The organism is Dehalococcoidia bacterium (genome assembly GCA_030648205.1).
Lineage (GTDB): Bacteria > Chloroflexota > Dehalococcoidia > JAUSIH01 > JAUSIH01 > JAUSIH01.
On the sequence record JAUSIH010000064.1, the window covers coordinates 1 to 21,426 of the forward strand.

The 21,426-nt window shown below is 64.2% G+C and carries 23 protein-coding genes and 1 tRNA gene; 17 read left to right on the forward strand and 7 right to left on the reverse strand.

Going from position 1 to position 21,426, the window contains the following annotated elements; translation table 11 throughout:
* Positions 1-72: 72 nt before the first annotated feature.
* On the reverse strand, positions 73-1,617 hold the full coding sequence (gene rny, locus Q7T26_08140; protein ID MDO8532122.1) for a ribonuclease Y: 1,545 nt from the start codon (positions 1,615-1,617) through the stop codon (positions 73-75).
* A gap of 230 nt (positions 1,618-1,847) precedes the next feature.
* On the opposite strand from rny, the gene Q7T26_08145 reads away from it, so the two are divergent.
* Both Q7T26_08145 and Q7T26_08150 read left to right on the forward strand, forming a co-directional pair.
* Entirely contained in the window at positions 1,848-2,315 is a 468-nt protein-coding gene (locus Q7T26_08145) for a redoxin domain-containing protein (protein MDO8532123.1), read from the forward strand.
* A gap of 76 nt (positions 2,316-2,391) precedes the next feature.
* On the forward strand, positions 2,392-3,267 hold the full coding sequence (locus Q7T26_08150) for a tRNA (adenine-N1)-methyltransferase (protein MDO8532124.1): 876 nt from the start codon (positions 2,392-2,394) through the stop codon (positions 3,265-3,267).
* Here the strand turns inward: Q7T26_08150 and Q7T26_08155 are convergent.
* Complete coding sequence (locus Q7T26_08155; GenBank protein ID MDO8532125.1) at positions 3,264-3,758, reverse strand: hypothetical protein; 495 nt, start codon at positions 3,756-3,758, stop codon at positions 3,264-3,266. The genes Q7T26_08150 and Q7T26_08155 overlap by 4 nt on opposite strands.
* Positions 3,759-3,990: 232 nt before the next feature.
* Between Q7T26_08155 and Q7T26_08160 the strand changes: the two genes are divergently transcribed.
* The gene (locus Q7T26_08160) at positions 3,991-4,806 is read left to right on the forward strand and encodes an alpha/beta hydrolase (protein ID MDO8532126.1); all 816 of its coding nucleotides are present in this window, start codon (positions 3,991-3,993) and stop codon (positions 4,804-4,806) included.
* A gap of 272 nt (positions 4,807-5,078) precedes the next feature.
* On the opposite strand, the gene Q7T26_08165 is transcribed toward Q7T26_08160, so the two are convergent.
* Complete coding sequence (locus Q7T26_08165; protein MDO8532127.1) at positions 5,079-6,278, reverse strand: CoA transferase; 1,200 nt, start codon at positions 6,276-6,278, stop codon at positions 5,079-5,081.
* Positions 6,279-6,467: 189 nt separating this feature from the next.
* Between Q7T26_08165 and Q7T26_08170 the strand changes: the two genes are divergently transcribed.
* Entirely contained in the window at positions 6,468-7,910 is a 1,443-nt protein-coding gene (locus tag Q7T26_08170) for a deoxyribodipyrimidine photo-lyase (GenBank protein MDO8532128.1), read from the forward strand.
* Here the strand turns inward: Q7T26_08170 and Q7T26_08175 are convergent.
* A complete protein-coding gene (locus Q7T26_08175) occupies positions 7,907-8,614 on the reverse strand; it encodes a mechanosensitive ion channel (protein MDO8532129.1) in 708 nt (235 codons plus the stop codon). The two genes, Q7T26_08170 and Q7T26_08175, sit on opposite strands and share 4 nt — an antisense overlap.
* 101 nt (positions 8,615-8,715) lie before the next feature.
* Positions 8,716-10,089, reverse strand: coding sequence for a TIGR01777 family oxidoreductase (locus Q7T26_08180; protein MDO8532130.1), 1,374 nt, complete (start codon positions 10,087-10,089; stop codon positions 8,716-8,718).
* 282 nt (positions 10,090-10,371) lie between these two features.
* Here Q7T26_08180 and Q7T26_08185 point away from each other — a divergent pair.
* The 12 genes from Q7T26_08185 (at position 10,372) to Q7T26_08240 (ending at position 20,601) form a co-directional block, all read left to right on the forward strand.
* Positions 10,372-10,448: transfer RNA gene (locus Q7T26_08185), tRNA-Val, on the forward strand.
* 135 nt (positions 10,449-10,583) lie between these two features.
* Entirely contained in the window at positions 10,584-10,976 is a 393-nt protein-coding gene (locus tag Q7T26_08190; GenBank protein MDO8532131.1) for a nuclear transport factor 2 family protein, read from the forward strand.
* 405 nt (positions 10,977-11,381) lie between these two features.
* Positions 11,382-13,061 carry a threonine--tRNA ligase gene (gene thrS / locus Q7T26_08195; GenBank protein ID MDO8532132.1) on the forward strand — a complete coding sequence of 560 codons (1,680 nt, stop codon included), beginning with the start codon at positions 11,382-11,384 and terminating at the stop codon, positions 13,059-13,061.
* A gap of 118 nt (positions 13,062-13,179) precedes the next feature.
* The gene (gene infC / locus Q7T26_08200) at positions 13,180-13,761 is read left to right on the forward strand and encodes a translation initiation factor IF-3 (protein MDO8532133.1); all 582 of its coding nucleotides are present in this window, start codon (positions 13,180-13,182) and stop codon (positions 13,759-13,761) included.
* A 20-nt stretch (positions 13,762-13,781) separates the two neighbouring features.
* Positions 13,782-14,021, forward strand: coding sequence for a 50S ribosomal protein L35 (rpmI, locus tag Q7T26_08205; GenBank protein MDO8532134.1), 240 nt, complete (start codon positions 13,782-13,784; stop codon positions 14,019-14,021).
* A 12-nt stretch (positions 14,022-14,033) separates the two neighbouring features.
* Entirely contained in the window at positions 14,034-14,393 is a 360-nt protein-coding gene (gene rplT / locus Q7T26_08210; protein MDO8532135.1) for a 50S ribosomal protein L20, read from the forward strand.
* Between the two features lie 262 nt (positions 14,394-14,655).
* Complete coding sequence (pheS, locus tag Q7T26_08215; GenBank protein ID MDO8532136.1) at positions 14,656-15,696, forward strand: phenylalanine--tRNA ligase subunit alpha; 1,041 nt, start codon at positions 14,656-14,658, stop codon at positions 15,694-15,696.
* Between the two features lie 14 nt (positions 15,697-15,710).
* A complete protein-coding gene (locus tag Q7T26_08220) occupies positions 15,711-15,935 on the forward strand; it encodes a type II toxin-antitoxin system HicB family antitoxin (GenBank protein MDO8532137.1) in 225 nt (74 codons plus the stop codon).
* Between the two features lie 247 nt (positions 15,936-16,182).
* On the forward strand, positions 16,183-16,380 hold the full coding sequence (locus tag Q7T26_08225; protein MDO8532138.1) for a hypothetical protein: 198 nt from the start codon (positions 16,183-16,185) through the stop codon (positions 16,378-16,380).
* 19 nt (positions 16,381-16,399) lie between these two features.
* Positions 16,400-18,802 carry a phenylalanine--tRNA ligase subunit beta gene (pheT, locus tag Q7T26_08230; protein MDO8532139.1) on the forward strand — a complete coding sequence of 801 codons (2,403 nt, stop codon included), beginning with the start codon at positions 16,400-16,402 and terminating at the stop codon, positions 18,800-18,802.
* A gap of 24 nt (positions 18,803-18,826) precedes the next feature.
* Complete coding sequence (locus Q7T26_08235) at positions 18,827-20,128, forward strand: molybdopterin molybdotransferase MoeA (protein ID MDO8532140.1); 1,302 nt, start codon at positions 18,827-18,829, stop codon at positions 20,126-20,128.
* Positions 20,129-20,148: 20 nt separating this feature from the next.
* Positions 20,149-20,601: a hypothetical protein gene (locus Q7T26_08240; protein MDO8532141.1), complete on the forward strand. Its 453-nt coding sequence runs from the start codon at positions 20,149-20,151 to the stop codon at positions 20,599-20,601.
* Positions 20,602-20,610: 9 nt separating this feature from the next.
* Here Q7T26_08240 and Q7T26_08245 read toward each other — a convergent pair whose 3' ends face one another.
* A complete protein-coding gene (locus Q7T26_08245) occupies positions 20,611-20,898 on the reverse strand; it encodes an acylphosphatase (GenBank protein ID MDO8532142.1) in 288 nt (95 codons plus the stop codon).
* A gap of 8 nt (positions 20,899-20,906) precedes the next feature.
* Positions 20,907-21,056: a hypothetical protein gene (locus Q7T26_08250; GenBank protein ID MDO8532143.1), complete on the reverse strand. Its 150-nt coding sequence runs from the start codon at positions 21,054-21,056 to the stop codon at positions 20,907-20,909.
* A 165-nt stretch (positions 21,057-21,221) separates the two neighbouring features.
* Between Q7T26_08250 and Q7T26_08255 the strand changes: the two genes are divergently transcribed.
* A partial coding sequence (locus tag Q7T26_08255) for a class I tRNA ligase family protein (protein ID MDO8532144.1) occupies positions 21,222-21,426 on the forward strand: 205 nt, incomplete at its 3' end.

The following is a 21,426-nucleotide window of genomic DNA, read 5'->3' on the forward strand; positions in this document are numbered from 1 at the left end:
GACGAGGGCCATAGAATACGCCAAGTAGTTGCTAAAAAGGAGCGCCCCCGCGGGGGCGCTCCTTTTTAGCAACTACTTGGCGTATTCTATGGCCCTCGTCTCCCGTATGACAGTCACCCTGATCTGCCCCGGGTAGATGAGGTTGTCCTCGATCTTCTTGACGATGTCACGCGCTAGCTTCAGTGCGCCCACGTCGTCAATCTCCTCCGGCTTCACCATGATCCGCACCTCGCGGCCCGCCTGGACGGCATAGGCCTTCTCCACGCCCTTGAAGCTCGTCGCAACTTCTTCCAGGGCTTGAAGGCGCTTCACGTAGTGCTCCAGGGAGTCGCGGCGCGCGCCGGGCCTGGCCCCGCTGATGGCGTCAGCGGCGTTGACCAGGAACCCCTCCACGCTGATGTGCTCGGTGTCGTGGTGATGGGCCTCGATGGCGTCCACGACTTCGTCGGCTATGCCGTACTTCTTGGCGATGTCACGCCCGATTTCGGCGTGGCCCCCTTCCACTTCGTGCGTGAGGGCCTTGCCCAGGTCGTGAAGCATGGCGGCCATCTTGGCGACCTGCACCTTGGCGCCGAGTTCCGCCGCCATTAGCCCGGCCAGAAGCGCCGCCTCCACACTGTGCTGGAGCACGTTCTGACCATAGCTGTACCGATAGCGGAGCCGGCCCAGCAGCCGCACCACTTCAGGGTGCAATCCCGTGACGCCGGCCTCATAGACGGCCTGCTCTCCCGCGCGGCGCATCTCCTCCTCCACCTCTTTTTTCGCCTTCTCCACCATCTCCTCGATGCGGACGGGATGAATGCGCCCATCCTGGATGAGCTTGGTCAGAGCCAGGCGGGCAACTTCCCGGCGAACGGGATCAAAGCCAGAGAGCGTCACCGCCTCGGGAGTGTCGTCAATGATCAGGTCCACGCCGGTGGCGTTTTCCAGCGCACGGATGTTGCGTCCCTCGCGCCCGATGAGTCGCCCTTTCATATCGTCGCTGGGCAGGGACACCACCACAGTCGTAGCTTCGGAAACGACATCCGTGGCCACGCGCTCAATGGCTTCCGCCACAATCAACCGGGCTTTCTGCTCTGACTCCTCCTTGATGTGCTGCTCGGCCTCCCACAGCCTGCGGTTCGTCTCTTGCTGGATTTCCGCATCCACCTTCCTGAGCAGCATGTCCTTCGCCTCCACGCTGGTCAGGCTGGCGATAGCCTCCAACTGGGAAAGCTGCTTCTTCTTTCCTTCCTCCAGATCTGACTTCAGGGTATCCAGTTCCCGCTCTTTGGTTTGCAGCCCTCGATCGCGTCGCTCCAGAGATTCGAGTTTCCGGTCAATGTTCTCTTCCTTTTGGGCAATCCGGCGCTCCAGGCGCTGGACCTCAACGCGGCGTTCCCTGCTTTCCTGTTCCGCCGCCTGCTTGATCCGCAAGGCCTCGTCCTTAGCCTCAACGAGGAGCTCCTTCTTCTTGCTCTGGGCATCCTCCATGAGCTTGCCGACCTCGGTCTGCACAGCCTGGAGCCGCTTGCCCAGGATACTCCCACGGGCGAAGAAACCGACCAAACCTCCAATAGCGAGCGCGGCGAGGACGGCAATTACGACAACCACGGCGTCCACGCGTAATACCTCCATATCCGTCCTGGCCTAACCTTCGCTAGCCTGCCAAGCCGCATAGAGCTAGCTGGTTATCATGTTATGCTACTTGCAATACGGGGCGTCGTCAAGTTGCAAAGCAATGTAAAACCCACCCGCGCTGGCCAACGGCTAGACAACCTGCGCGAAGGTACACTACAATCATAAGGCCCCGTACGCTTTCGGGGCTTGTTATGGTTTGCCGCCCCACACTTCACAGGAGGTAGCACATGCCTGAAGTCAGCGTCGGACAGGTGGCGCCGGACTTTACCCTTCCCAGCCACCTGGGAGACAGCTTTACCCTGAGCAGCCTGAAAGGGACGAAGAGCGCCGTCCTGCTGTTCTACCGCTTCGACTTTACGGGAGGCTGAACCAACGAAGTCTCGTCGTTCCAGACGGAACGCAAGCTGTTCGAGGAGCGGAACGCCCAGATCATTGGTCTGAGCTGCGACAGCGTGGCCACGCACAAGGCGTGGGCCGCTGCGCTTGGAGGTGTTTCTTATCCGCTCCTTTCCGATTTTCACCCAAAGGGCAAGGTCACCGAGGCCTACGGACTGATGGACCCCAAGCTGGGCGCTCCATTCCGCGCCGTGATAGTGGTGGACAAGAACGGGATTGTGCGCTGGAAGAAGATCTATGAACGGCCCAGTCTGCCGGACGTCAAGGATGTCCTGGCGGAGATGGCGAAGGTCTCATAGCCAGAGATTGGCGTGAAAGGACGAGGGCCCGGCCTTGCGGTCTGGGTCCTTTTCTGTTGAAATGACCGGAGAGAGCATGACTGACGAGCGACGAACATTCGTGGAGGGCGACCTGGTGGTGTTCATTGACCACAGGGGACGCCAATACATGTCGCGCCTGGCGAAAGCCAAGGTGCTGCACACTCATCTGGGCATGCTGCCCCACGAGTCGGTCATCGGCCAGGAAGAAGGCGCGCGCCTCCCGACCAATACGGGCCACAAGCTGCTGACGCTGCGTCCCACTCTGGCGGAGTACCTGCTGAAGATGGAGCGCGGCAGCCAGATCATCTACCCCAAGGACACGGGCGCAATCCTCCTTGCCGCCGACATCTATCCCGGCGCACGCGTCTTCGAGGCGGGGACCGGATCAGGCGCTCTTACGCTGGCGCTGCTGCGCGCCGTTGGCGCCACGGGCCGCGTCATCACGTATGACAACAGAGAAGACGCGTCCCGACACGCGGCGCGCAACATCGAGGCGTTCCTGGGCGGCGTGCCGGAGAACCTGACGATGCGGTCCGGGGACATCTACCAGGGGATTGAGGAGCAGGGGCTGGACCGCATGGTGCTGGACGTGCCAGAGCCTTGGCTCGTGGTGCAGAGCGCGACAAAGGCGCTGCGGCTGGGCGGCATCCTGCTCTGCTTTCTGCCGACGGTGCTCCAGGTCCACCGCCTGGTGATGGAGCTGAACGCCGTGCCGGGGTACGAGATGGCGCTTACTCTTGAAGTGCTCCAGCGCACGTGGCACGTGGAGCAACGGAGCATGCGACCTGACCATCGGATGGTGGCGCACACCGGATTCATCACCACCGCGCGGCGCGTACAACCGCGGGCGCAGGCCCTGCTTGAGGCTCCCGCTCCCGGCGGGGAGGCCGCCCCACCCTCTCTCGCGGAAGAACCCGCCCCCGATCCCTAAGGCTTTGGCTGTCCCTGTGGGACCAGCGGCGCAATCTCTTCAGGCTTCAACTGGAATTTGGCGACCAACGCCTGCATGGCGTTGTCCGCTTGCATGCCCGCCTCGTTGCTCGCCGCGTCCAAGGCCTGAATCTTGTTCAGGTCACCCCTTCGGGAGGCCACAGCTTCTCGGAGGGCGCCCACGAAGTCCTGCATTTTCAGGTACGCGGTCACCCATCGAATGGAGACCTCACGGGCGAGCGGGTCACTGGGAGGCGCGATGCGCCTCAGGCGGTCCAGAAGGTTGTCGTAGCGGCCTGACAGGCTATCAAAATCCCCCAGCAACGGGGTGCCCTCATTGGCGGACTCGCGCTTCATGTAGGCATCGAAGTCCCGCCACCACATCTCGGTATCGGAGTCCAGCCCCTGCAACGCCGCGGCAAAGCGGACGACCGCGTCGCGCGTGGCCTGGGGAATAGGAGTCACTGTCGGAGTGGGTGTGGGTGGAAGCACGGGCGCGGGCGCCGGAGTAGACGGGGGTGCAGGCGATGGTAATGCTGAGCAAGCCGCCAGCAGAACCACCAGAAGCACAGCCGCCGCGCTCATAAGAAGCGTGAGAGCGCTTCCGCGCGCGGTGCGCCATGAAGAACGACACCGAAGCATAACCTCCGCATTATGCTCCCATGCGCCCCCGCTGACAAGCGGCTGTATAATGGCGCCAGCGCACGCTGTGAAAGGGGGTTCCATGCCCAAAGTCCGCATTGACCCGACCCTGGAGATGCACTATGAGGTGGACGATTTCACCGACCCCTGGACCAAGCCGCAGGTGGCGATCATGCACCACGGGGTGGCCAAAAGCAGCCGCATGTGGTACGCATGGGCGCCTTATCTCGCCCGGCACTTCCGCGTGTACCGCATTGACGCGCGTGGCTTTGGCCAGTCTTCGCCCGCGCCCGCGGACTTCCGCTACTCGGTGGACAGCTTCACGCAGGACCTGCGCGGCTTCATGGACAAGATGGGACTGGAGAAGGTCCACCTGCTCGGCGAGACCCTCGGCGGCACCATCTGCCTCAAGTTCACACACGACTATCAGGAGCGTGTGCGCAGCCTCGTGTTTTGCGCCGCGCCCTACATGTTCGCCGACCTGGCGCCGCGCATCCCCGAGGAGATTCGCATCCTCCAAACCGAGGGCACAGCCGCCTGGGCCAAATGGACAATGTACGGACGCTTCAATCCGGAGCAGGTGCCCCAAGGGCTTATTGACTGGTACCAGCAGGAGCTTTCCAAGACCAAGCCGGAAAGCATCGTGAGCGTTATCAGCCGACTTGGGGGCACGGACCTGACGCCCCTCTTGCCGAAGATTCGCGTTCCCACCCTCATCATGGGCGGCGAGAAGAGCATCCTGGCTCCCCCTCCACGGCTCCATGCGATGAAGCAAGCCATGCCGAACGCGGAGGTGGTCATCATTCCCAACGCGCAGCACCACATCACGACGGCCTTTCCCGACCGCTGCGCGCAGGACGCGCTAAAGTTCATGCTGAAGGCCGCGGCGTCCGGCTAGCGACGCGCGCGCTGACTGCCTGTAGAGCAAGCGTGAACACAAGAGGGAGGCCCTGACGAATCAGGACCTCCCTCTTTCTGCTTGCATTGCGCGGCGCACCCGCGAGCTAGTGTAGTGTTCCGAAATTCGCCGTCAATGTCATTGCGAGGCCCGACGAAGGAGGGCCGTGGCAAGCTGGCTGCGGGGTGTACCCTTCCTCCAGATTGCTTCGTCCTCCGGCAAGCCGGAGTCCTCGCAATGACAATTCGTAAGCGTATTTCAGAAACAGGACACTAGACGACTTTGTCCCGTTTCAGTTCGGCCAACTCGGTCTTGGACAGGCCCAGAGTGCCGCAATAGACCTCCTCGTTGTGCTGCCCCAGGTGCGGCGCGATGGAGCGGATGGAGCCAGGCGTCACGGACAGCTTGGGGACAAGCCCCACCAGCGGCAGGCGCTCTCCCTCGTGGTCAACTTCAACAATCGTCCCTGTCGCCCGCACGTGCGGGTCGCGCAGAACGTCGTCCACGTCCTGCACCAGGCCAAAGGGTATCCCATTTTTGTCCAGGTCCGCGGACACCTCGGCAGCGGTCTTGGACGCCACCCACGCACCCAGCATGGCGTTCAACTCCGCGCTGCGCTTCGAGCGTTCGGCGCGGGTCTTGTAGCCGGGTTTGTCCGCGAGGTCGGGACGGCCCATCAAACGCGCCACATGCGGGAAGTGGTTGTTGTCGTGGGCCATGATGTAGAAGTACTTCTCGTCCTTCGACAGGAATGTGCCGCAGGGGGCCACCGGCGAATAATCGCCGCGGGACACGCGAGCGCCTCGCACGTGCGTCATCATGCGGGCCGAGAGCAGGACAAGCAGCGCGTCATACATGGAGGCGTCCACGCGCTGTCCCTCGCCCGTCGCCTTCTGGTGGTAGAGCGCGGTGAGCGCGCCAATGGTGCCGACCATGCCGCCCGTCATGTCGCCCACAAGGACGCCCGCGCGCACAGGCTCCCTGTCGGGGAACCCCGTCAGGGCCATGAGGCCGCCCACCGCCTGGGCCACGCCGTCGAACGCCGCGCGTCCGGCCAGCGGCCCGGTCTGGCCGAAGCCCGTGATGGACACTAGAATGATGCGCGGGTTGACCTTGCGCAGGTCGTCGTAGCCGATGCCCAGCTTCTCCATGGTGCCCGGGCGAAAGTTCTCGACGACTATGTCGGCCCACATGAGCAGCTTGCGGAACAGGGCCTTCGCCTTTGGGTCACGCAGGTTCAGGGTGACGCTCTTCTTGTTGCGGTTGAACGCGGGGAAGTACCCGCCCACGTCCCCCTTTAGCGGCGCGTTGTAACGGGCCGGGTCGCCGTTCGGCTCCTCCACCTTGACGACCTCGGCGCCCATATCTCCCAGGTTTTGCGTGCAGATGGGGCCCGCGCCAAAGCGAGTCATGTCTATGACCTTGACTCCCTCCAGCGCGCCCTTTCCTTTGGCGCTAAGGCTGATCGTCATTTTGTTCATCTCCTTCCGAGGACGTGGCTCGTGCCGCGGCCTGTCCCAAGACCGGAACAATAATAGCAGGTCTCCTCACCGCTGCAACATATCCCAATGTGCCAGGCGTTCGCGCGCGCCCAGGCCGACGCCGCCCCGCGCGGCTCCACTGGATATGAACGAGCCGGAGTGCTACAGTTGAACGCGACCATGACTATTGCTATCTGGTGGATACGCCGCGACCTGCGCCTCACGGACAACCAGGCGCTGGCCGCGGCGCTCTCCAACGGCAGCCGGGTTGTCCCTGTCTTTGTGCTGGACACCAGCCTGCTCGCCTCGCCCGCGGTCGGCTCAAGGCGCCTGGCCTTTCTGCTGAGTGGCCTGCGCCAACTGGACGCGGACCTGCGCCGCAGAGGGAGCCGCCTCGTAGTGCGCCGAGGCGCCCCCGAACAGGAGTTGGCCGCTCTGCGGACTGAGGTCGGCGCTGACGCCATCTACGCCGAGGAGGACTACACACCGTACGCCCGCCGCCGCGATGGACGCGTCGCCGAGCGCGTCACGCTACGGCTGGTCGGCGGAGCGACGGCGCTGTCGCCACGGGCGACCGTGAAGGACAACGGCGAGCCGTACACCGTATTCACGCCCTTCAGCCGCGCGTGGAAGGCCGTGTGGGAGACGCGGGCGGAAACGCCGCTTCCCGCGCCGTCAAGCATTCCGACGCCAGAGGGTGTGGCGAGCGTCTCGCTGCCCGCCGACGCCGCGCCCGCCCCCGACACGCCGTTCCCGCCGGGAGAGGCGGAGGCGCTACGGCGGCTCGACGCGTTCATCAATGGCCCGGAGGCGTCTGTGCACCACTACATTGAGAAACGCGACCGCCTCGACTTGCACGGCGCCTCCGCCATCTCGCCGTACCTGCGCTTCGGCATGGTCTCCGCGCGGCAGGCTGTCGTGGCGTCTCAGCGGGCCGTCGCGAGCGCGCCGGACCCCGAGGCCCGACGCGGCGCGGAAGCATGGCTGACGGAGATCGTCCGACGCGAGTTTTTCGCGGCGGTGCTCTACCACTTCCCGCGCGTGAGCCACGAGAGCTTTCGCGAAGACCTGCGGGAAATCCGATGGCGCAACAACCCTGATGAGTTCACCGCGTGGTGCGCCGGGCTCACCGGCTATCCCGTGGTGGATGCGGCCATGCGCCAGCTCAAGCAGACAGGGTGGATGCACAACCGCGCTCGGATGATCGCCGCTTCGTTTCTCGTCAAGGACCTGCTCATTGACTGGACGTGGGGCGAGCGCTGGTTCCTGCAGCAGCTCGTTGACGGCGACCCTGCGTCCAACAACGGCGGCTGGCAGCGGACGGCGGGGACAGGCACGGACGCCGCGCCCTACTTCTGCGTCTTCAACCCTGCAAGACAGGGCGCGAAGTTCGACCCGCGGGGTGAGTACATACGCCTATGGGCGCCGGAGCTGGCGCAGATGACTGAAACGTACATCCACGAGCCGTGGCGGATGCCTCTGAAGACACAGCGCCGGGCGGGCTGCGTCATTGGGCGCAACTACCCCGCACCCATCGTGAACCACGCGATGGCGCGGAAACGCGCGCTGGCGGCATACGGGGAGGCACGGGCCGCCGCGATGGGACGACCCGCGAAAACCTAGGCCAGATGAATGTTGGGCTCCTGACGGGTCCGCTCGATGAACCGCAGGTATATCTGGGTCTTCATCTGGTTCCTGGTCTCGTAGGGCGTCACGAACTTGCCCTTGAGCCAGACCCGCTGCGATTCCACGTGGAGAATGATGCGCGGCCCATCCTCCGCCTCCCGCACGAAGTTCGGATAGTCAGGCCCAAAGGTCAGCTTGGCCTGTGCAAGGTGGCCCTGATCCTCTTCAGTGATGATGTCGCCCAGGAGTTGGACGGCCTGGCGCAGGTCGCTCTGCGTGGTGATGGGGATACGCACTTCGTCGAATATCAGGTTGCACTTGATGGGTTTGTCCTTCACCGAGTACGTCTTGGAGTAGTTGAGGACGGGCTGGTCCAGCACAATGAGGTTGGGGATGTGGAGCGTGCGCCCGGTGAGCTCGCCTCCAAGCTTCTCGTCCTCCCCAACCTCATCCAACGTGAAATGGAACACGCCTATCTTCTTCACGTCCCCCTTGACATTCCCGATGCGGATGCGGTCGCCTGGGGAAAATAGCTTGGAGAGGTTGATGACGAAGTAGCTGAAGTAGCTCGCCACGTACTTCTGAAGGGCCAGAGCGAGACCGACGGCGATAACCGACAGGTACACCGAGGCCTGAGTGAAGATGATGACTGACGCGAAGGCCGCAATGATAAGGACCAGCACCAGAATAGCGAGGGCCACGGTTACCCACCTTTTCGTTCAGCGTTCAAAACCGGTTTTGATTATACCACCCGCACGTCCACAGTGTTCGAGGTTGCGGCGCGGTCCCATCCACGGCGACGCTATGCCAGACCCAGCTCGCTGCGGAGCGCGCCCTCCAGGTCCGCATGCAGGAACCGGAACCCGCTCTGCTCCAGCCTGGCCGGCAGGACGCGCTGGCCGCTGAGCAGCAGCGCCTCGCCCATCTCGCCCGCGGCCAGCCGCACCGCGAAGGCGGGTAAAGACATAACGACGGGTCGTCGCAGCACCCGACCCAGAGTCTTGCTCAGATCAGCGTTGGTCGCGGGAGTCGGGGCTACCGCGTTGACAGGCCCGGACAACCCCTCAGCGAACATGGCGTGGTAGATAGCCCCGATCAAGTCGTCGAAGGCGATCCAGCTCATGTACTGGCGCCCGCTTCCCACAACACCCCCCAGGCCCAGTTTGAAGGGAAGGAGCAGCTTGGGTAGCCCGCCGCCCGCGGCGGACAGCGCGAACCCGATGCGCAGGTTGACCACGCGGATGCCCGCCTGCCGCGCCGGATCCGTCGCCGACTCCCACTCCATTGCGACACGGGCCAGGAAGTCGTCCCCCGGCGCGCTCTCCTCGGTCAGCAACTCGTCGCAGCGGTCGCCGTAGTACCCTATCGCGGATGCGGCCACCACTACGCGTGGGCGGTGCGTCAGACGTGCGAGCGTCTGGCAAAGCAGCCTGGTCCCGTCCACGCGGCTCCGCAAGATCGCCTCTTTGCGGGCGGAAGTCCAGAGCCCGTCTCCTACGCTTGCGCCCGCCAGGTGGACCACTGCGTCCACTCCCTCCAGCGCGGCGCTGTCAATCGTCGCCGACGCGGGGTCCCAGCGCACCTCGTCAGCCGCGGCGCGGGGGCGACGTCGCACCAGGCGCTGCACGCGGTGGCCGCCGCTCTCCAGGAACGGCGTCAGGCTGCCGCCAATCAGTCCCGATGCGCCGGTGACGGCCACCCGCTGCGGCCCGTACCGCGCGACGGCGCGGTGCCGCGCCATGTCCCGCCGCGTGCGCTCATGGCGATAGTGGAATGCGCGCTCCAGCGTCCGACGGACAGAGGCGCCGCCCAGAAGATCGCCCGCCCATCCCAGCGGAAGCCGGTACTCGACGCGGTCATCGAGGATGCAACCGTCGCCATCAGGGACGAAGCGATGCAGGTGCCGCCAGGCCGCGAACGGGCCGCGGAGCTGCACATCGGCGAACTGACGCCCCTCCTGATAGTCAGTGTGGCGGGCCACCCAGCGCAGGGTCAGAAGACCCTTGCGCACATCCATGACCACACGGCCTCCCTCGGCGATTCCGCCTTCCCGCTCCAGGACGCGGACATTTTCCCACGGAGGAGTCAGCCGCTCGAAAGCGCCGGGACGGCAGTGCCACGCAAAGACATCCTCGGCGGGCGCTTCCACGCGGCTGCGGTGTTCAAAGGTCGTCATCGTCTCCGCCTCGTCCCGCGGCCCGTACTGCCGCACTAAGTCTGCGATTGCCAGGCTGGTCCGATGCTCACTGTAGCGCGCGACACGTGCGCGGTCAACCGAGATACGCGCGTCCTATGCCCATTTTGGCTTTGTATTGCGCCTTGACCGACACGACCCTATCTGATAGACTAGGCGATTGCGAGGACCCGTAGACGGCACAGCGACCCTGTCCGGCCCCGGTAGCCCGAAGGCGACCAGGTGGCGACCCCGCGGGCGCTCATCGGGCATGCACCTCGCATCGGGCGGTTAGCTCAGCTGGTTAGAGCGCAGCGTTGACATCGCTGAGGTCATAGGTTCGACTCCTATACCGCCCACCACTTTTGGATAAAAGGTGAAACTTTCTCGGCTACCTTCGCTCTCGCCTATTGATGCCAGCCAGCTTACTGAATAAAATTGCCGTCTTGGTTGTTGGCAAGAGGTGTACCATTTAGGCCACTTCAAGGAGATGTAGGATGGAGCTATCGAGCGAACTGAGCAAGCTTATTGGGCGATTCTACAGCGTGTTCGAGACGGGTGATATGGCGGTCGCAAGGGAAGTGCTTTCCGGCGACGAGAGGCTCCTCCTCGCTGGCACCGACTCGGGAGAGTTCGGGCGCGGGCCGGGCGAGGTGCTGCGCATCATGGAGGAGCAGAGCAAACAGTTCCGCGCCGCCGGCATGGCGTTGGTTCCCGGCGACGCCGAGGCCTACGCCGAGGGTAACGTGGGCTGGATCTGGGACCGGCCGCGCTTCCGGATGCCCGATGGCTCCGAGATCCAGGTCCGTGTGACGGCTGTCTGCCGCCGAGAAGACGGGGCCTGGCGCGTCGTACACGTCCATGCGTCGACCGAGCCGGGCCATCAGTAAGACCGGAGGCGTTCATGTCCGACTGGAGCCCAAGGCCGTTCGGAGTTACGCCAAAGACCTCAAGGAGTTTCTGGAGGGTTCAGGCATCGTGGAGCGCAAGGCGTTCTTGAAGTCCTTTGTGGATCGCATAGAGGTTGACAAGGTAGAGGCGACGGTAGTTTATACTCTACCCATATTGCCCGATACGCCGAACGGGGGGCGCGAGGCGGTCGGAGTTTCACCGTTTGTCAGCGACCGCCCACCACTGAAAGTCACGCAGGCGGACAAGAGCCGAATGCCGTCAGCCCCTCGCGCGTCCGGGCGGGGGGTATTCTTTGCCCGAGGTTGGTGTTGGCTACAACAGTGAAGGAACAACAGGACCTGGCTGAACTCCGCCATCGTATCCGCCACTCGGCGGCGCACGTCATGGCGGAGGCCGTCATGTCGCTTTTTCCGGAGGGCAAGCTGGCCATCGGCCCTCCCACCGACGACGGCTTTTACTACGACTTCGACCTGCCCCGCGCGCTGACGCCGGAGGACCTCCAGCAGATCGAGTCGCACATGCGGGAGACAATCGCCCGCAACGTGCCCTTCGAGCGGCGCGTCATCAACCGCGAGGAGGCCCGCCACGTCTGCCAGTCCCAGCCCTTCAAGCTGGAACTCCTGGACAGCATCCCCGAAGGCGAGCCGATTTCCCTGTTCACCCACGGCTCCTTCACAGACCTGTGCGAAGGCCCCCACGTCGCGCGCACCGGCGACCTGAAGGCCTTCAAGCTGCTAAGCATAGCGGGCGCATACTGGCGCGGCGATGAGCACCGGCCCATGCTCCAACGCATCTACGGCACCGCGTTCGAGTCGCAGGACGAGATGAAGGAGCATCTGCACCGTCTTGAGGAGGCCGCCAAGCGCGACCATCGCAAGCTGGGCAAGGAGTTGGACCTCTTTAGCGTCCACGAGGAGATCGGGGCCGGCCTTGTTCTCTGGCACCCCAAGGGGGCGCGCATCCGCACCATCATCGAGGACTTCTGGCGCAGTGAGCACTACCGCGCCGAATACGAGATGTCCTTCACACCGCACATGGGCAAGGCCCAGCTCTGGCAGACCAGCGGGCACCTGGACTTCTATGCCCAGAACATGTACGCGCCCATGGACATTGAGGGGCAGCAGTACTACATCAAGCCCATGAACTGCCCCTTCCACATCATGGTCTATGGCTCGCGCCTGCGCAGCTACCGCGAGCTGCCCATCCGCATCGCGGAACTGGGCACGGTCTATCGCTTCGAGCGCGGCGGCGTGCTCCACGGGCTTCTGCGGGTGCGAGGCTTCACTCAGGACGACGCCCATATCTTCTGCCGGCCTGACCAGGTGGAGGAGGAAGTAGTCAAAGTCCTGGACCTGACCCTGTCCATGCTGCGCACCTTTGGCTTCACGGAGTACGAGGTGTACCTGGCGACCCGGCCGGACAAGTTCGTGGGACGCCCGGAGGACTGGGAGATGGCGACGGAGGCGCTGCGTCGCGCCGTGGCCAAGAAGGGGCTTGAAGTCCAGGTGGACGAGGGCGGAGGGGCCTTCTACGGGCCGAAGATTGACCTGAAGATCAAGGACGCTCTCAACCGCTCCTGGCAATGCAGCACCGTCCAGTTCGACTTCAACCTGCCGGAGCGCTTCAACCTGACGTACCAGGGCGAAGACGGCAAGGAACACCGCCCGGTGATGGTACACCGCGCGCTGCTGGGGTCCATCGAGCGATTCTTCGGCGTGCTCGTCGAGCACTTCGGCGGCGCGTTCCCCGTCTGGCTCGCGCCAGTCCAGGCGGTGGTCATCCCCATCGCCGACCGGCATAACGACTACGCGCGCCAGGTGGCGTCGGCGATGAAAGCCCAGGACCTGCGCGTCCAGATAGATGAGCGCAGAGAACGCATGAACGGCAAGATCCGGGACGCCCAGATCCAGAAGGTCCCCTACATGCTCATCCTCGGCGACGAAGAGGTAAACGGCTCCACCGTGTCCGTACGCACTCGGCGGGGAGAGAATCGCAAGGGCCTTCCACTGGCGGATTTCATCGCTCAGATACAGAAGGCTGTCCAGGACAAGGCGTTGGAATAACGGGCAAAGCCGTTTCCCTGGATGTCTTTTCACGGGGTTCTCGCCATTTTCGCACTTGCATGCTACCGGCACTTATGCTATATTCTTAGCTTACGTAGCCCTTCAGGAGGTACCGAGCATAATTAAGGAATACCGCCTCAACGAACGGATCCTCACCCGCGAGGTCCGGATCATTGACGACAAAGGGGAGCAACTGGGTGTCATGCCCACGTTCCAGGCCCTCCAGATGGCCCGAGAGCGGGGGGTTGACCTGGTGGAGGTGGCGCCCACCGCGGTGCCTCCGGTCTGTCGGCTGATGGACTACGGCAAGTTCAAGTACGAGCAGGCCAAGAAGGAAAAGGACGCCCGCAAGGGGCAGCACATCAGTGAACTGCGCGAGGTGCGCTTCCGTCCCGGCATCGGCGACAACGACCTGGACTACAAGGTACGCAGAGCGCGGAACCTCCTGGTGGAGGGGAACAAGGTCAAGCTGGCGGTGGTCTTCCGGGGACGTCAGATGGCGCACCCTGAGTTGGGAGTGGCTCTCCTGAAGCGGGTTGTGGAGACTCTGAAAGGGGCGGCAAAAATAGAGCGGCCCCCCATCTTTGAAGGGCGCTTCCTGGGCATGATCCTGATACCCACCGCAATCAAGCCTGCTGTAAAGCCAGGCAAGGAACCAGTAAAAGAGCAAGTCCAAGAGGCAAAGGCAAAGGAAGCCTAAACATTTGAGGTGCGTCGCGCATGCATAAGCCCAGAACAAAACTGAAGACGCATAAGGGCGCCGCCAAGCGCTTTCACATCACGGGAACCGGCAAGCTCCTGCGGCGCAAGGGCCATATCACCCATCTGCGGCGCACGAAGCCCGCCAAGGTCAAGCGCACCTACACCGACAAGCTGCCCGTCCATCCCGCTGACACGGAGCGCATCACGCGGCTGCTCCCCTACGGAGTGAAAAAGGGCGGGACAAGCTTCCCGAAATAGGAGTATCAGACCATGCCTCGCGTCAAACGCGGCGTACCCGCACGGGCACGCCACAAGAAAGTCCTCGAGCAGACAAAGGGCCAGCGCGGCACCAAGAGCAAGCTCTACCGCCGCGCTCACGAGGCCCTCATGAAGTCCCTGACCTACTCCTACCGCCATCGGCGGGAGCGCAGGCGGGACATGCGGCGCCTGTGGATCGCGCGGATCAACGCGGGCGTTCGGCAAATGGGCGTCTCGTACAGCCAGTTCATGGCGGGATTCAAGAAAGCCTCCCTGAGCGTTGACCGCAAGGTGCTGGCGGAGCTCGCCGTGCGCGACCCCGCTGCGTTTACGCAGATTGTGGAGAAGGCCAAGGCCGCCCTGGCGACGTAGCACGACCTCCTGGTAGAATCCTGCACTGTAGATGGCGGCCTGTACCCAGGCCGCCATCTTTTTGGCTGCACAAGCTGGACATCAGCAACGGACACGTCAAGTGAACGCATACACGACTTCACATCAGGACATGCCCTGGCGGACAGGCCGCGCGTCTTGCGGCATTCTCTATGCCCGCCTATAATGACTCGACGGAAGCCGACGCGCGGGACGGCCTTCCTTCCTCACGGGCAACCGCGTATGTTACTCTCCGGGAGCATGCGTGACCGCTAATCTGGAAGAGCTGAAAACCCAGGCCGTCGCGGAGCTGGACAAGGCAGGCGCAACCGACCAGTTGGAAGCGTGGCGCGTCGCCTATCTGGGCCGCAAGGGCCGCCTGACTCAGGTGCTCCGCGCTCTGGGCGACCTGCCTCCCGACCAACGCCGCGCCAAGGGCGCAGAGGCGAACGCCCTCAAGTCCTTCCTGGAGGGCAAACTCGCCGAGAAAGAGGGTGCGCTCAAGGGGTCCGAGTCCGCGCTCCGCCTCGAGGCGGAGCGCATTGACGTCACGGCCCCCGGGCGGCCCGCCGGCGTCGGGCGGCTCCATCCGACCACGCAAATCGTCCGTGAGATATGCAGCGCCTTTGTCGCAATGGGCTTCCAGGTCGTCGAGGGGCCGGAGGTCGAGTGGGATGTCTACAACTTCGAGGCGCTGAATATCCCGCAGGGCCACCCCGCGCGGGACATGTGGGACACCCTGTGGATTGACTACGCCGACGACAAAGGCCAGCGGCCCATGCTCCTGCGTACCCATACCTCGCCCATGCAGATAAGGGTGATGGAGAAGCAACAGCCTCCAGTCCGCGTGGTCATCCCCGGCAAGGTCTTCCGCTACGAGGCTACGGACGCCACCCACGAGAGCATGTTCTATCAGGTGGAAGGCCTGGCCGTCGGCGAGGGCATCACCTTCGCCGACCTCAAGGGAACGCTGACCGAGTTCGCGCGGCGCATCTTCGGAGCGCAACGCAAGACGCGCTTCCGCTGCGACTACTTCCCCTTCGTCGAGCCGGGCGCGGAGATGGCGGTGGACTGCTTCCTGTGCGACGGCAAGGGATGCCGCGTCTGCAAGGACACCGGATGGATCGAGATCATGGGCGCGGGTATGGTCCATCCCAAGGTGCTGCGGCGCGTGGGCTACGACCCTGAGCGCTACACCGGGTTCGCCTTCGGCATGGGACCCGAGCGCATCGCCATGCTGAAGTACGGCATTGACGACATCCGGCTGTTCTATTCTAACGACCTGCGCTTCTTGCGGCAGTTCTAGGAGGCCGGCAACGTATGCTTTTGAAGTTCGAGGTCTTCCGAGACGGACGCCGGTGGGGAGCACGGGCGCTGGGCTATGCAATTTTTACACAGGGTCGTAGTCTAGACGAGGTCTACAAGAATATCAAGGAGGCGTCCTATTTGCATTTCCAGGAGGCGTTGAGCAAGGACGAAAAGCTGGAGATCCTGATTCTGGCGGATGCCCAGGTGCGCGGTGGCCGAAAAGCTGCCGCCGGCTAGTGGACGCTCTGTACGCCGACTTTTGGACAGTTGTGGCTTTGTCCTTGTGCGACAGCGCGGGAGTCATGCCCAGTTCCGAGAGCAAAGCTCCGCATCGGGACATATCATCACAGTGCCCATGCACGCCACAATTGGAAAGAAGACCTTGAACGGTATCCTGGACGAACTGAGGTTTATCACGGGTGTCCCAAAGGACGAGCTTGTGCGCAGGCTGAGAAAGCTATAGATTGAGGTCTCTCGTTTGCCTATGACTAATGCTACAAACGGCAATTCCTTACGGCCCGGCCAGGAGGTCGCCTATCAGGGACGCAAGGTGTACCTGAGCGACAAGACGACCTGCCCGGTGTGTAAGCGGCAGAACTTCTGCCCCAGCCACGCCTACGCCTTCATTGACTGGTACAGAGGCTACCTGAAACGGTTCGTCTCCAAAGGCCCAACAAAGTAGGAAGGCTCTACAGAATGGCATGAAAGTCCCCATCTCCTGGCTCCGCGAGTACGTGGATGTCCCCAGAGACATCCCGGCGCTGGCCCATCGCCTGACCATGGCGGGCATAGAGGTGGGCACGGTCTCGCGCATCGGCGGCGCATGGGACAACGTGTTCGTCGCGCAACTGCTGGACGTGCAGCCGCACCCGAACGCCGACCGCCTGCGCCTGGCCACGGTGGACGTGGGCGGCGAGCGCATGACCATCGTGTGCGGCGCTCCCAACCTGACCGTCGGCGACAAGATCGTCTTCGCCCGGGTGGGCGCGAGCCTTGTTGACGGGCATACGGGCAAACCCGCCGTCCTCAAGCCGGCGCGCATCCGCGGCGTGGAGTCGGCGGGCATGTGCTGCTCGGAGAGAGAGCTGGGCCTGTCGGAGGACCACTCCCAGATTATCGTACTACCCCCGGACGCGCCAGTCGGCGCGCCCCTGGCCGACTACATGGGCGACACGGTGCTCGACCTGGAGGTCACCGCCAACCGGCCTGACTGCCTTTCCATGCTGGGCATCGCGTGGGAGGTGGCCGCAATCGGCGGCGGCGCCGTCCGTTCACCAGACACGAGCTACACTGAAGCGGGCGCGCCCATCGAGTCGCTGGCGCGCGTGGAGATAGAGGCGGCGGACCTCTGCCCGCGGTACTGCGCCGCCCTCGTCACCGGCGTCAAGATTGGGCCATCGCCCCGGTGGATGCAGGACCGGCTCGCCCGCGCGGGCATGCGTCCCATCAACAACGTCGTTGACGTCACCAACTACGTCATGCTGGAATACGGCCAGCCGCTGCACGCCTTCGACTTCCTCACCCTGCGCGAGGGACGCGTCATTGTGCGGCGGGCGCGTTCGGGCGAGCGTATGACCACACTGGACGGCGTGGACCGCCCGCTGGACCCTGAGATGCTGGTCATCGCGGATGCGCACCGCGCCGTGGCCCTTGCGGGCGTCATGGGCGGCGCGGACACGGAGGTCTCGGAGCGGACCGTTGACGTGCTGCTGGAGTCCGCCAACTTCAACAACATCGCTCTGCGGCGCACCGCCCGCGGACTGAACATGCGCTCGGAGGCATCGCTCCGGTTCGAGAAGGGCCTGTCGCCGGATCTGCCCCTGCCCGCGCTGCGTCGCGCCACGCACCTTCTGACGCAGATATGCGGCGGGACGGCGGCCACGGGCGTCATTGACGTCTATCCTGGCAAAAGCCCGCGCGCGCCCCTTGTCTTGCGGGAGTACCGCGTCCACCAGGTGCTTGGCGTTGAAAACATGTTCTGGGATAAGATAGCCCAGGTGTTGTCTCGCCTGGGCTTCCAGTGCAAGCGTCGCGGCGGCGGCTCCGACTTGATGGTGACCGTCCCCTACTGGCGGATGGACATTTCGTCGGAGGACGACCTGGCGGAGGAGATCGCCCGCACTATCGGCTACGACCAGATGCCCACGACGCTGAACGCCGGCGCGCTGCCCGCGTACAACCCGCAGCCCCTGCGCGAGCTGTCGGAACAGATGCGGGACGCCTTGTCCGCGCTTGGGATGCAGGAGGTCATCACCTACTCGTTGGTGAGCCTCGTCGCACTGGAGAAGGTGGGAGCGGCCAGCCCCGCACCCCTTCGGGTCGCCAACCCCATGAGTCCGGACCAGGAGTACCTGCGCACGAGCCTGCGGCCCAACTTGCTGGCGACGCTTGCGTCCAACGAGAGGCACGAGGAAGGCCCCATCCGGCTCTTCGAGGTAGGGCGAGTCTATCTCCCTCGCGCCAAGGACCTGCCTGAAGAGCGCACCATCCTGATCGGCGTGCTGTGCGGCCCACGGAGCGAGCCGTCCTGGCTCACAGACCCGGGACCCCAGGGTTTCTATGAGGCAAAGGGCGTGCTGGAGTCCCTGTTCGCCCGGCTCGGCCTGGCGCCCGCCTTCGTTCCCGCCGAGGACTCCCTGTTGCACCCTGGACGCTCGGCCCGACTGGAGTTCAAAGGCGCCGCCGTTGGCGTTCTGGGCGAGGTGCATCCCGCCGTCCTCGACCGCTTTGACGTGCGCTCCCGGCCCGTCGCACTCTGGGAGATTGACCTGGAGCGCCTGCTGCCGCTGCTGTCCACGGCCCCGCGCAAGTTCCGGACCGTGCCGCGCGTGCCGCCCGCCGTCCGGGACATGGCCGTCGTCATTGACGCGGGCGTTGCCGCGCAGCAGGTGCTGGAAGCCATCCAGCGGCACAGCCTGGTGGCCCAGGCCACTCTAGTGGACGTGTACGCGGGCGCGCAGGTCCCGCCGGGGAAGAAGTCGCTCGCCTGTCGCATCACCTTGCAGACGTCCGACCGCACGCTGACAGCTGAAGAGGCGCAGAAGGCTTTGGATGACATCTTGAAGCGCCTCCAGCGTGAGTTTGCCGCTTCTCTGCGCACGTAAAAAGAACCCCTGCGGGTGTGCCCCATGAAGATTCCGGCTATGCTCTCCGTGGAGGATGCGCTGGAGCGTATTCTCCGCTATACTCCCGTCCTGGAGGCTGAGGAGCGGGCGCTCCTCGAATGCCTGGGGCGGGTGCTGGCTGAAGACGTCCGCGCCGAGGTGGACATTCCGCCGTTGCCTGACTCGGCGATGGACGGCTACGCGGTGCGCGCCCAGGACATTCGAGACGCCAGCCTGACCGCGCCGCGGACGTTGCGCGTCATCGGAGAAGCACCCGCGGGCCGCGTGTTCCCCGGCGAGGTGCGGCCCGGCACGGCGGTCCGGATCATGACGGGCGCTCCCGTTCCGCGCGGCGCGGACACCGTGGTGCCTTTCGAGGAGACAGACGAGATGAACCGGCGCCGATCTCCCGGCGCGGGAGGGGACGTCGCCATCCGCAAAGCGTTCAGCGCGGGCGCTCATATCCGCAATGCCGGAGAGGACGTGCGGAAGGGGACAACCGTCATGGAGGCGGGCGCCGTCCTGCGGCCCGCGGCCATCGGCGTGCTCGCCTCGGTGGGCCGCGCCACCGCCAGAGTAGTCCGACGGCCTGTCGTCGCGGTCCTGGCCACGGGGGACGAGCTGATGGAGCCTGGTCTGCGCCTTGAGGCAGGCCAGATATATAACAGCAACAGCTACAGCGTCGCCTCCGCGGTGCTGCGCTACGGAGGCATCCCGAAAGTGCTGGGCATCGCGCGGGACAATCTGCCAGACCTGGAGGCCAAGATAGCAAAGGGCCTAGAGGCGGACATGCTCATCACCTCCGCCGGCGTCTCCCACGGCGACTACGACATCGTCAAGGACGTGCTGGCCCAGAAGGGAGAAGTCGCCTTCTGGACCGTCCGGATGCGGCCCGCCAAGCCGCTGGCCTTCGGCGCGCTCGTACAACGGCTGCCGGGGGGCCGCGAGAGGCGTGTCCCGCACCTTGGTCTGCCGGGCAACCCGGTGAGCGCCCTGGTCGCCTTCGAAATCTTCGCGCGCGCGGCCATCCTCAAGATGCAGGGGCGCAAGAAGCTGGACAAGCCGTCCATTGAGGCCATTCTGGAGGAGCCTATCACTAACAGCGATGGACGGCGCGTGTACGCCCGATGCGCTGTCACCCGGCGGGGTGGCCGCTACTACGCCCGCCTGTCCGGCTCCCAGGGATCAAATATACTGACCACCATGGCAAGGGCGAATGGACTGGCTATCTGTCCAGAGGACGTGGCCCAGCTCAACGCCGGACAGACGGCACGGGTGCTGATGCTGGACTGGGATGAGTACCAGGCTCTCGACGAGCAGGACTAGAACAGTTGGGGGATAGTGCGATGTCTCCACGAGCTTCACGGAAGCAGCAGGCCGCGGAACAGAAAGTCGAACCAGTGCAACCGGTGGCCCACTTCTCCATAGACGTAGCGTGGTACGAGGCGCGGGGCCGATCATTGACGGTGCTGCTCGTCCGCCGCATGTGCCCGAAGCACCAGCGCCAGTGGGGCCAACGAGACCCCGACATCTCGCCGGAGAAAGCTATCGGCATCTTCAAGAGCTGCTGCGGCAAGGAGGATGGTTTCCTGGAACCTACTCTCTCGTTGGGGGAGGCGTCTTTCCGCGTGCTACTGGCGGAGGGTAACCGACCGCTTTCCGCGGGGGAGATAGCTCACCGCCTGGGCAGATGGAACTCAGCTACGGCGCAGAGCCGGGATACGTCCGTCGCGACCATCACCCGGCTCCTGAGCCACGATCGTTTCTATGGATTCCGCCGTGACGAGCCGGCGCGGTAAGACCGAAGGCTAAGAGCGGACATGGAACTCCTGGAAGCTGCCCGTCGGGATCGCCCAGATTTCGCTGACTCTCTGCACGCGAGCGAGGGAATGACCTGCCCTCAGGCGTTCGAGCAGCGCTTCCAGCCGCTCCCGAGAGCCCTCGGCGACCACCTCTACCGCGCCGTCAGGCAGGTTGCGCACGTACCCTGAAAGACCCAGCGCCCTAGCCCACCCTTCCACGAACGCACGATACCCGACCCCCTGGACGCGTCCGTAGATCGTGGCAGTGAGATGCGCCTCGGATGCAAAGGCCAACGCCGAAGCTACCCCTCTTCTTCCTTGGGCTTCTTCCCTTTGCTTCGGATGACCTCGGGCTCCACCGGCGGGATAGGAGGAGACTTGGTGCTCAGCTCCTTCTTGGCGTCCTTCTTCTGCTTCTTCGGCTCATGCCAGGGAGCGTCTTTACGACCCATCGCGGAGTCCTCCTTCGCCTGGACTGATTCTCACTTTGCCCAAGTGTAGCATGGCTATGGAGCGGTGTAAAGGAATCCGTCGCGGTAAGGCAACGCAGCGTCGGGGGCTTCAGGTGCGGTCATAGCCCGCGTGTGCTAGAATATCCGTCGCACCTCGTCACGAACATTTTTTCACGGAGCAGCAGAGCCTCTATGGCAGAGCGCATTTTCATCGGGGTGGCCTGGCCTTACGCCAACGGCCCCCTCCACATCGGCCACATCGCAGGCTGCTACCTTCCAGCGGACATCTTCGCGCGCTATCACCGGGCCAAGGGAAACGATGTCCTGATGGTCTCCGGCAGCGACCAGCACGGCACGCCCATCACCGTCC

Bases quoted from the DNA above. Each gene is read 5' to 3' on its own strand.
- rny (MDO8532122.1), bottom strand. From the start codon at position 1,617: ATGGAGGTATTACGCGTGGACGCCGTGGTTGTCGTAATTGCCGTCCTC.
- rpmI (MDO8532134.1), top strand. From the start codon at position 13,782: ATGCATAAGCCCAGAACAAAACTGAAGACGCATAAGGGCGCCGCCAAG.
- Q7T26_08160 (MDO8532126.1), top strand. From the start codon at position 3,991: ATGCCCAAAGTCCGCATTGACCCGACCCTGGAGATGCACTATGAGGTG.
- Q7T26_08170 (MDO8532128.1), top strand. From the start codon at position 6,468: ATGACTATTGCTATCTGGTGGATACGCCGCGACCTGCGCCTCACGGAC.
- Q7T26_08250 (MDO8532143.1), bottom strand. From the start codon at position 21,056: ATGGGTCGTAAAGACGCTCCCTGGCATGAGCCGAAGAAGCAGAAGAAG.
- rplT (MDO8532135.1), top strand. From the start codon at position 14,034: ATGCCTCGCGTCAAACGCGGCGTACCCGCACGGGCACGCCACAAGAAA.
- pheT (MDO8532139.1), top strand. From the start codon at position 16,400: ATGAAAGTCCCCATCTCCTGGCTCCGCGAGTACGTGGATGTCCCCAGA.
- thrS (MDO8532132.1), top strand. From the start codon at position 11,382: ATGGCGGAGGCCGTCATGTCGCTTTTTCCGGAGGGCAAGCTGGCCATC.
- Q7T26_08235 (MDO8532140.1), top strand. From the start codon at position 18,827: ATGAAGATTCCGGCTATGCTCTCCGTGGAGGATGCGCTGGAGCGTATT.
- Q7T26_08180 (MDO8532130.1), bottom strand. From the start codon at position 10,089: ATGACGACCTTTGAACACCGCAGCCGCGTGGAAGCGCCCGCCGAGGAT.
- Q7T26_08240 (MDO8532141.1), top strand. From the start codon at position 20,149: ATGTCTCCACGAGCTTCACGGAAGCAGCAGGCCGCGGAACAGAAAGTC.
- Q7T26_08220 (MDO8532137.1), top strand. From the start codon at position 15,711: ATGCTTTTGAAGTTCGAGGTCTTCCGAGACGGACGCCGGTGGGGAGCA.
- Q7T26_08150 (MDO8532124.1), top strand. From the start codon at position 2,392: ATGACTGACGAGCGACGAACATTCGTGGAGGGCGACCTGGTGGTGTTC.
- Q7T26_08190 (MDO8532131.1), top strand. From the start codon at position 10,584: ATGGAGCTATCGAGCGAACTGAGCAAGCTTATTGGGCGATTCTACAGC.
- Q7T26_08165 (MDO8532127.1), bottom strand. From the start codon at position 6,278: ATGACGATCAGCCTTAGCGCCAAAGGAAAGGGCGCGCTGGAGGGAGTC.
- Q7T26_08225 (MDO8532138.1), top strand. From the start codon at position 16,183: ATGACTAATGCTACAAACGGCAATTCCTTACGGCCCGGCCAGGAGGTC.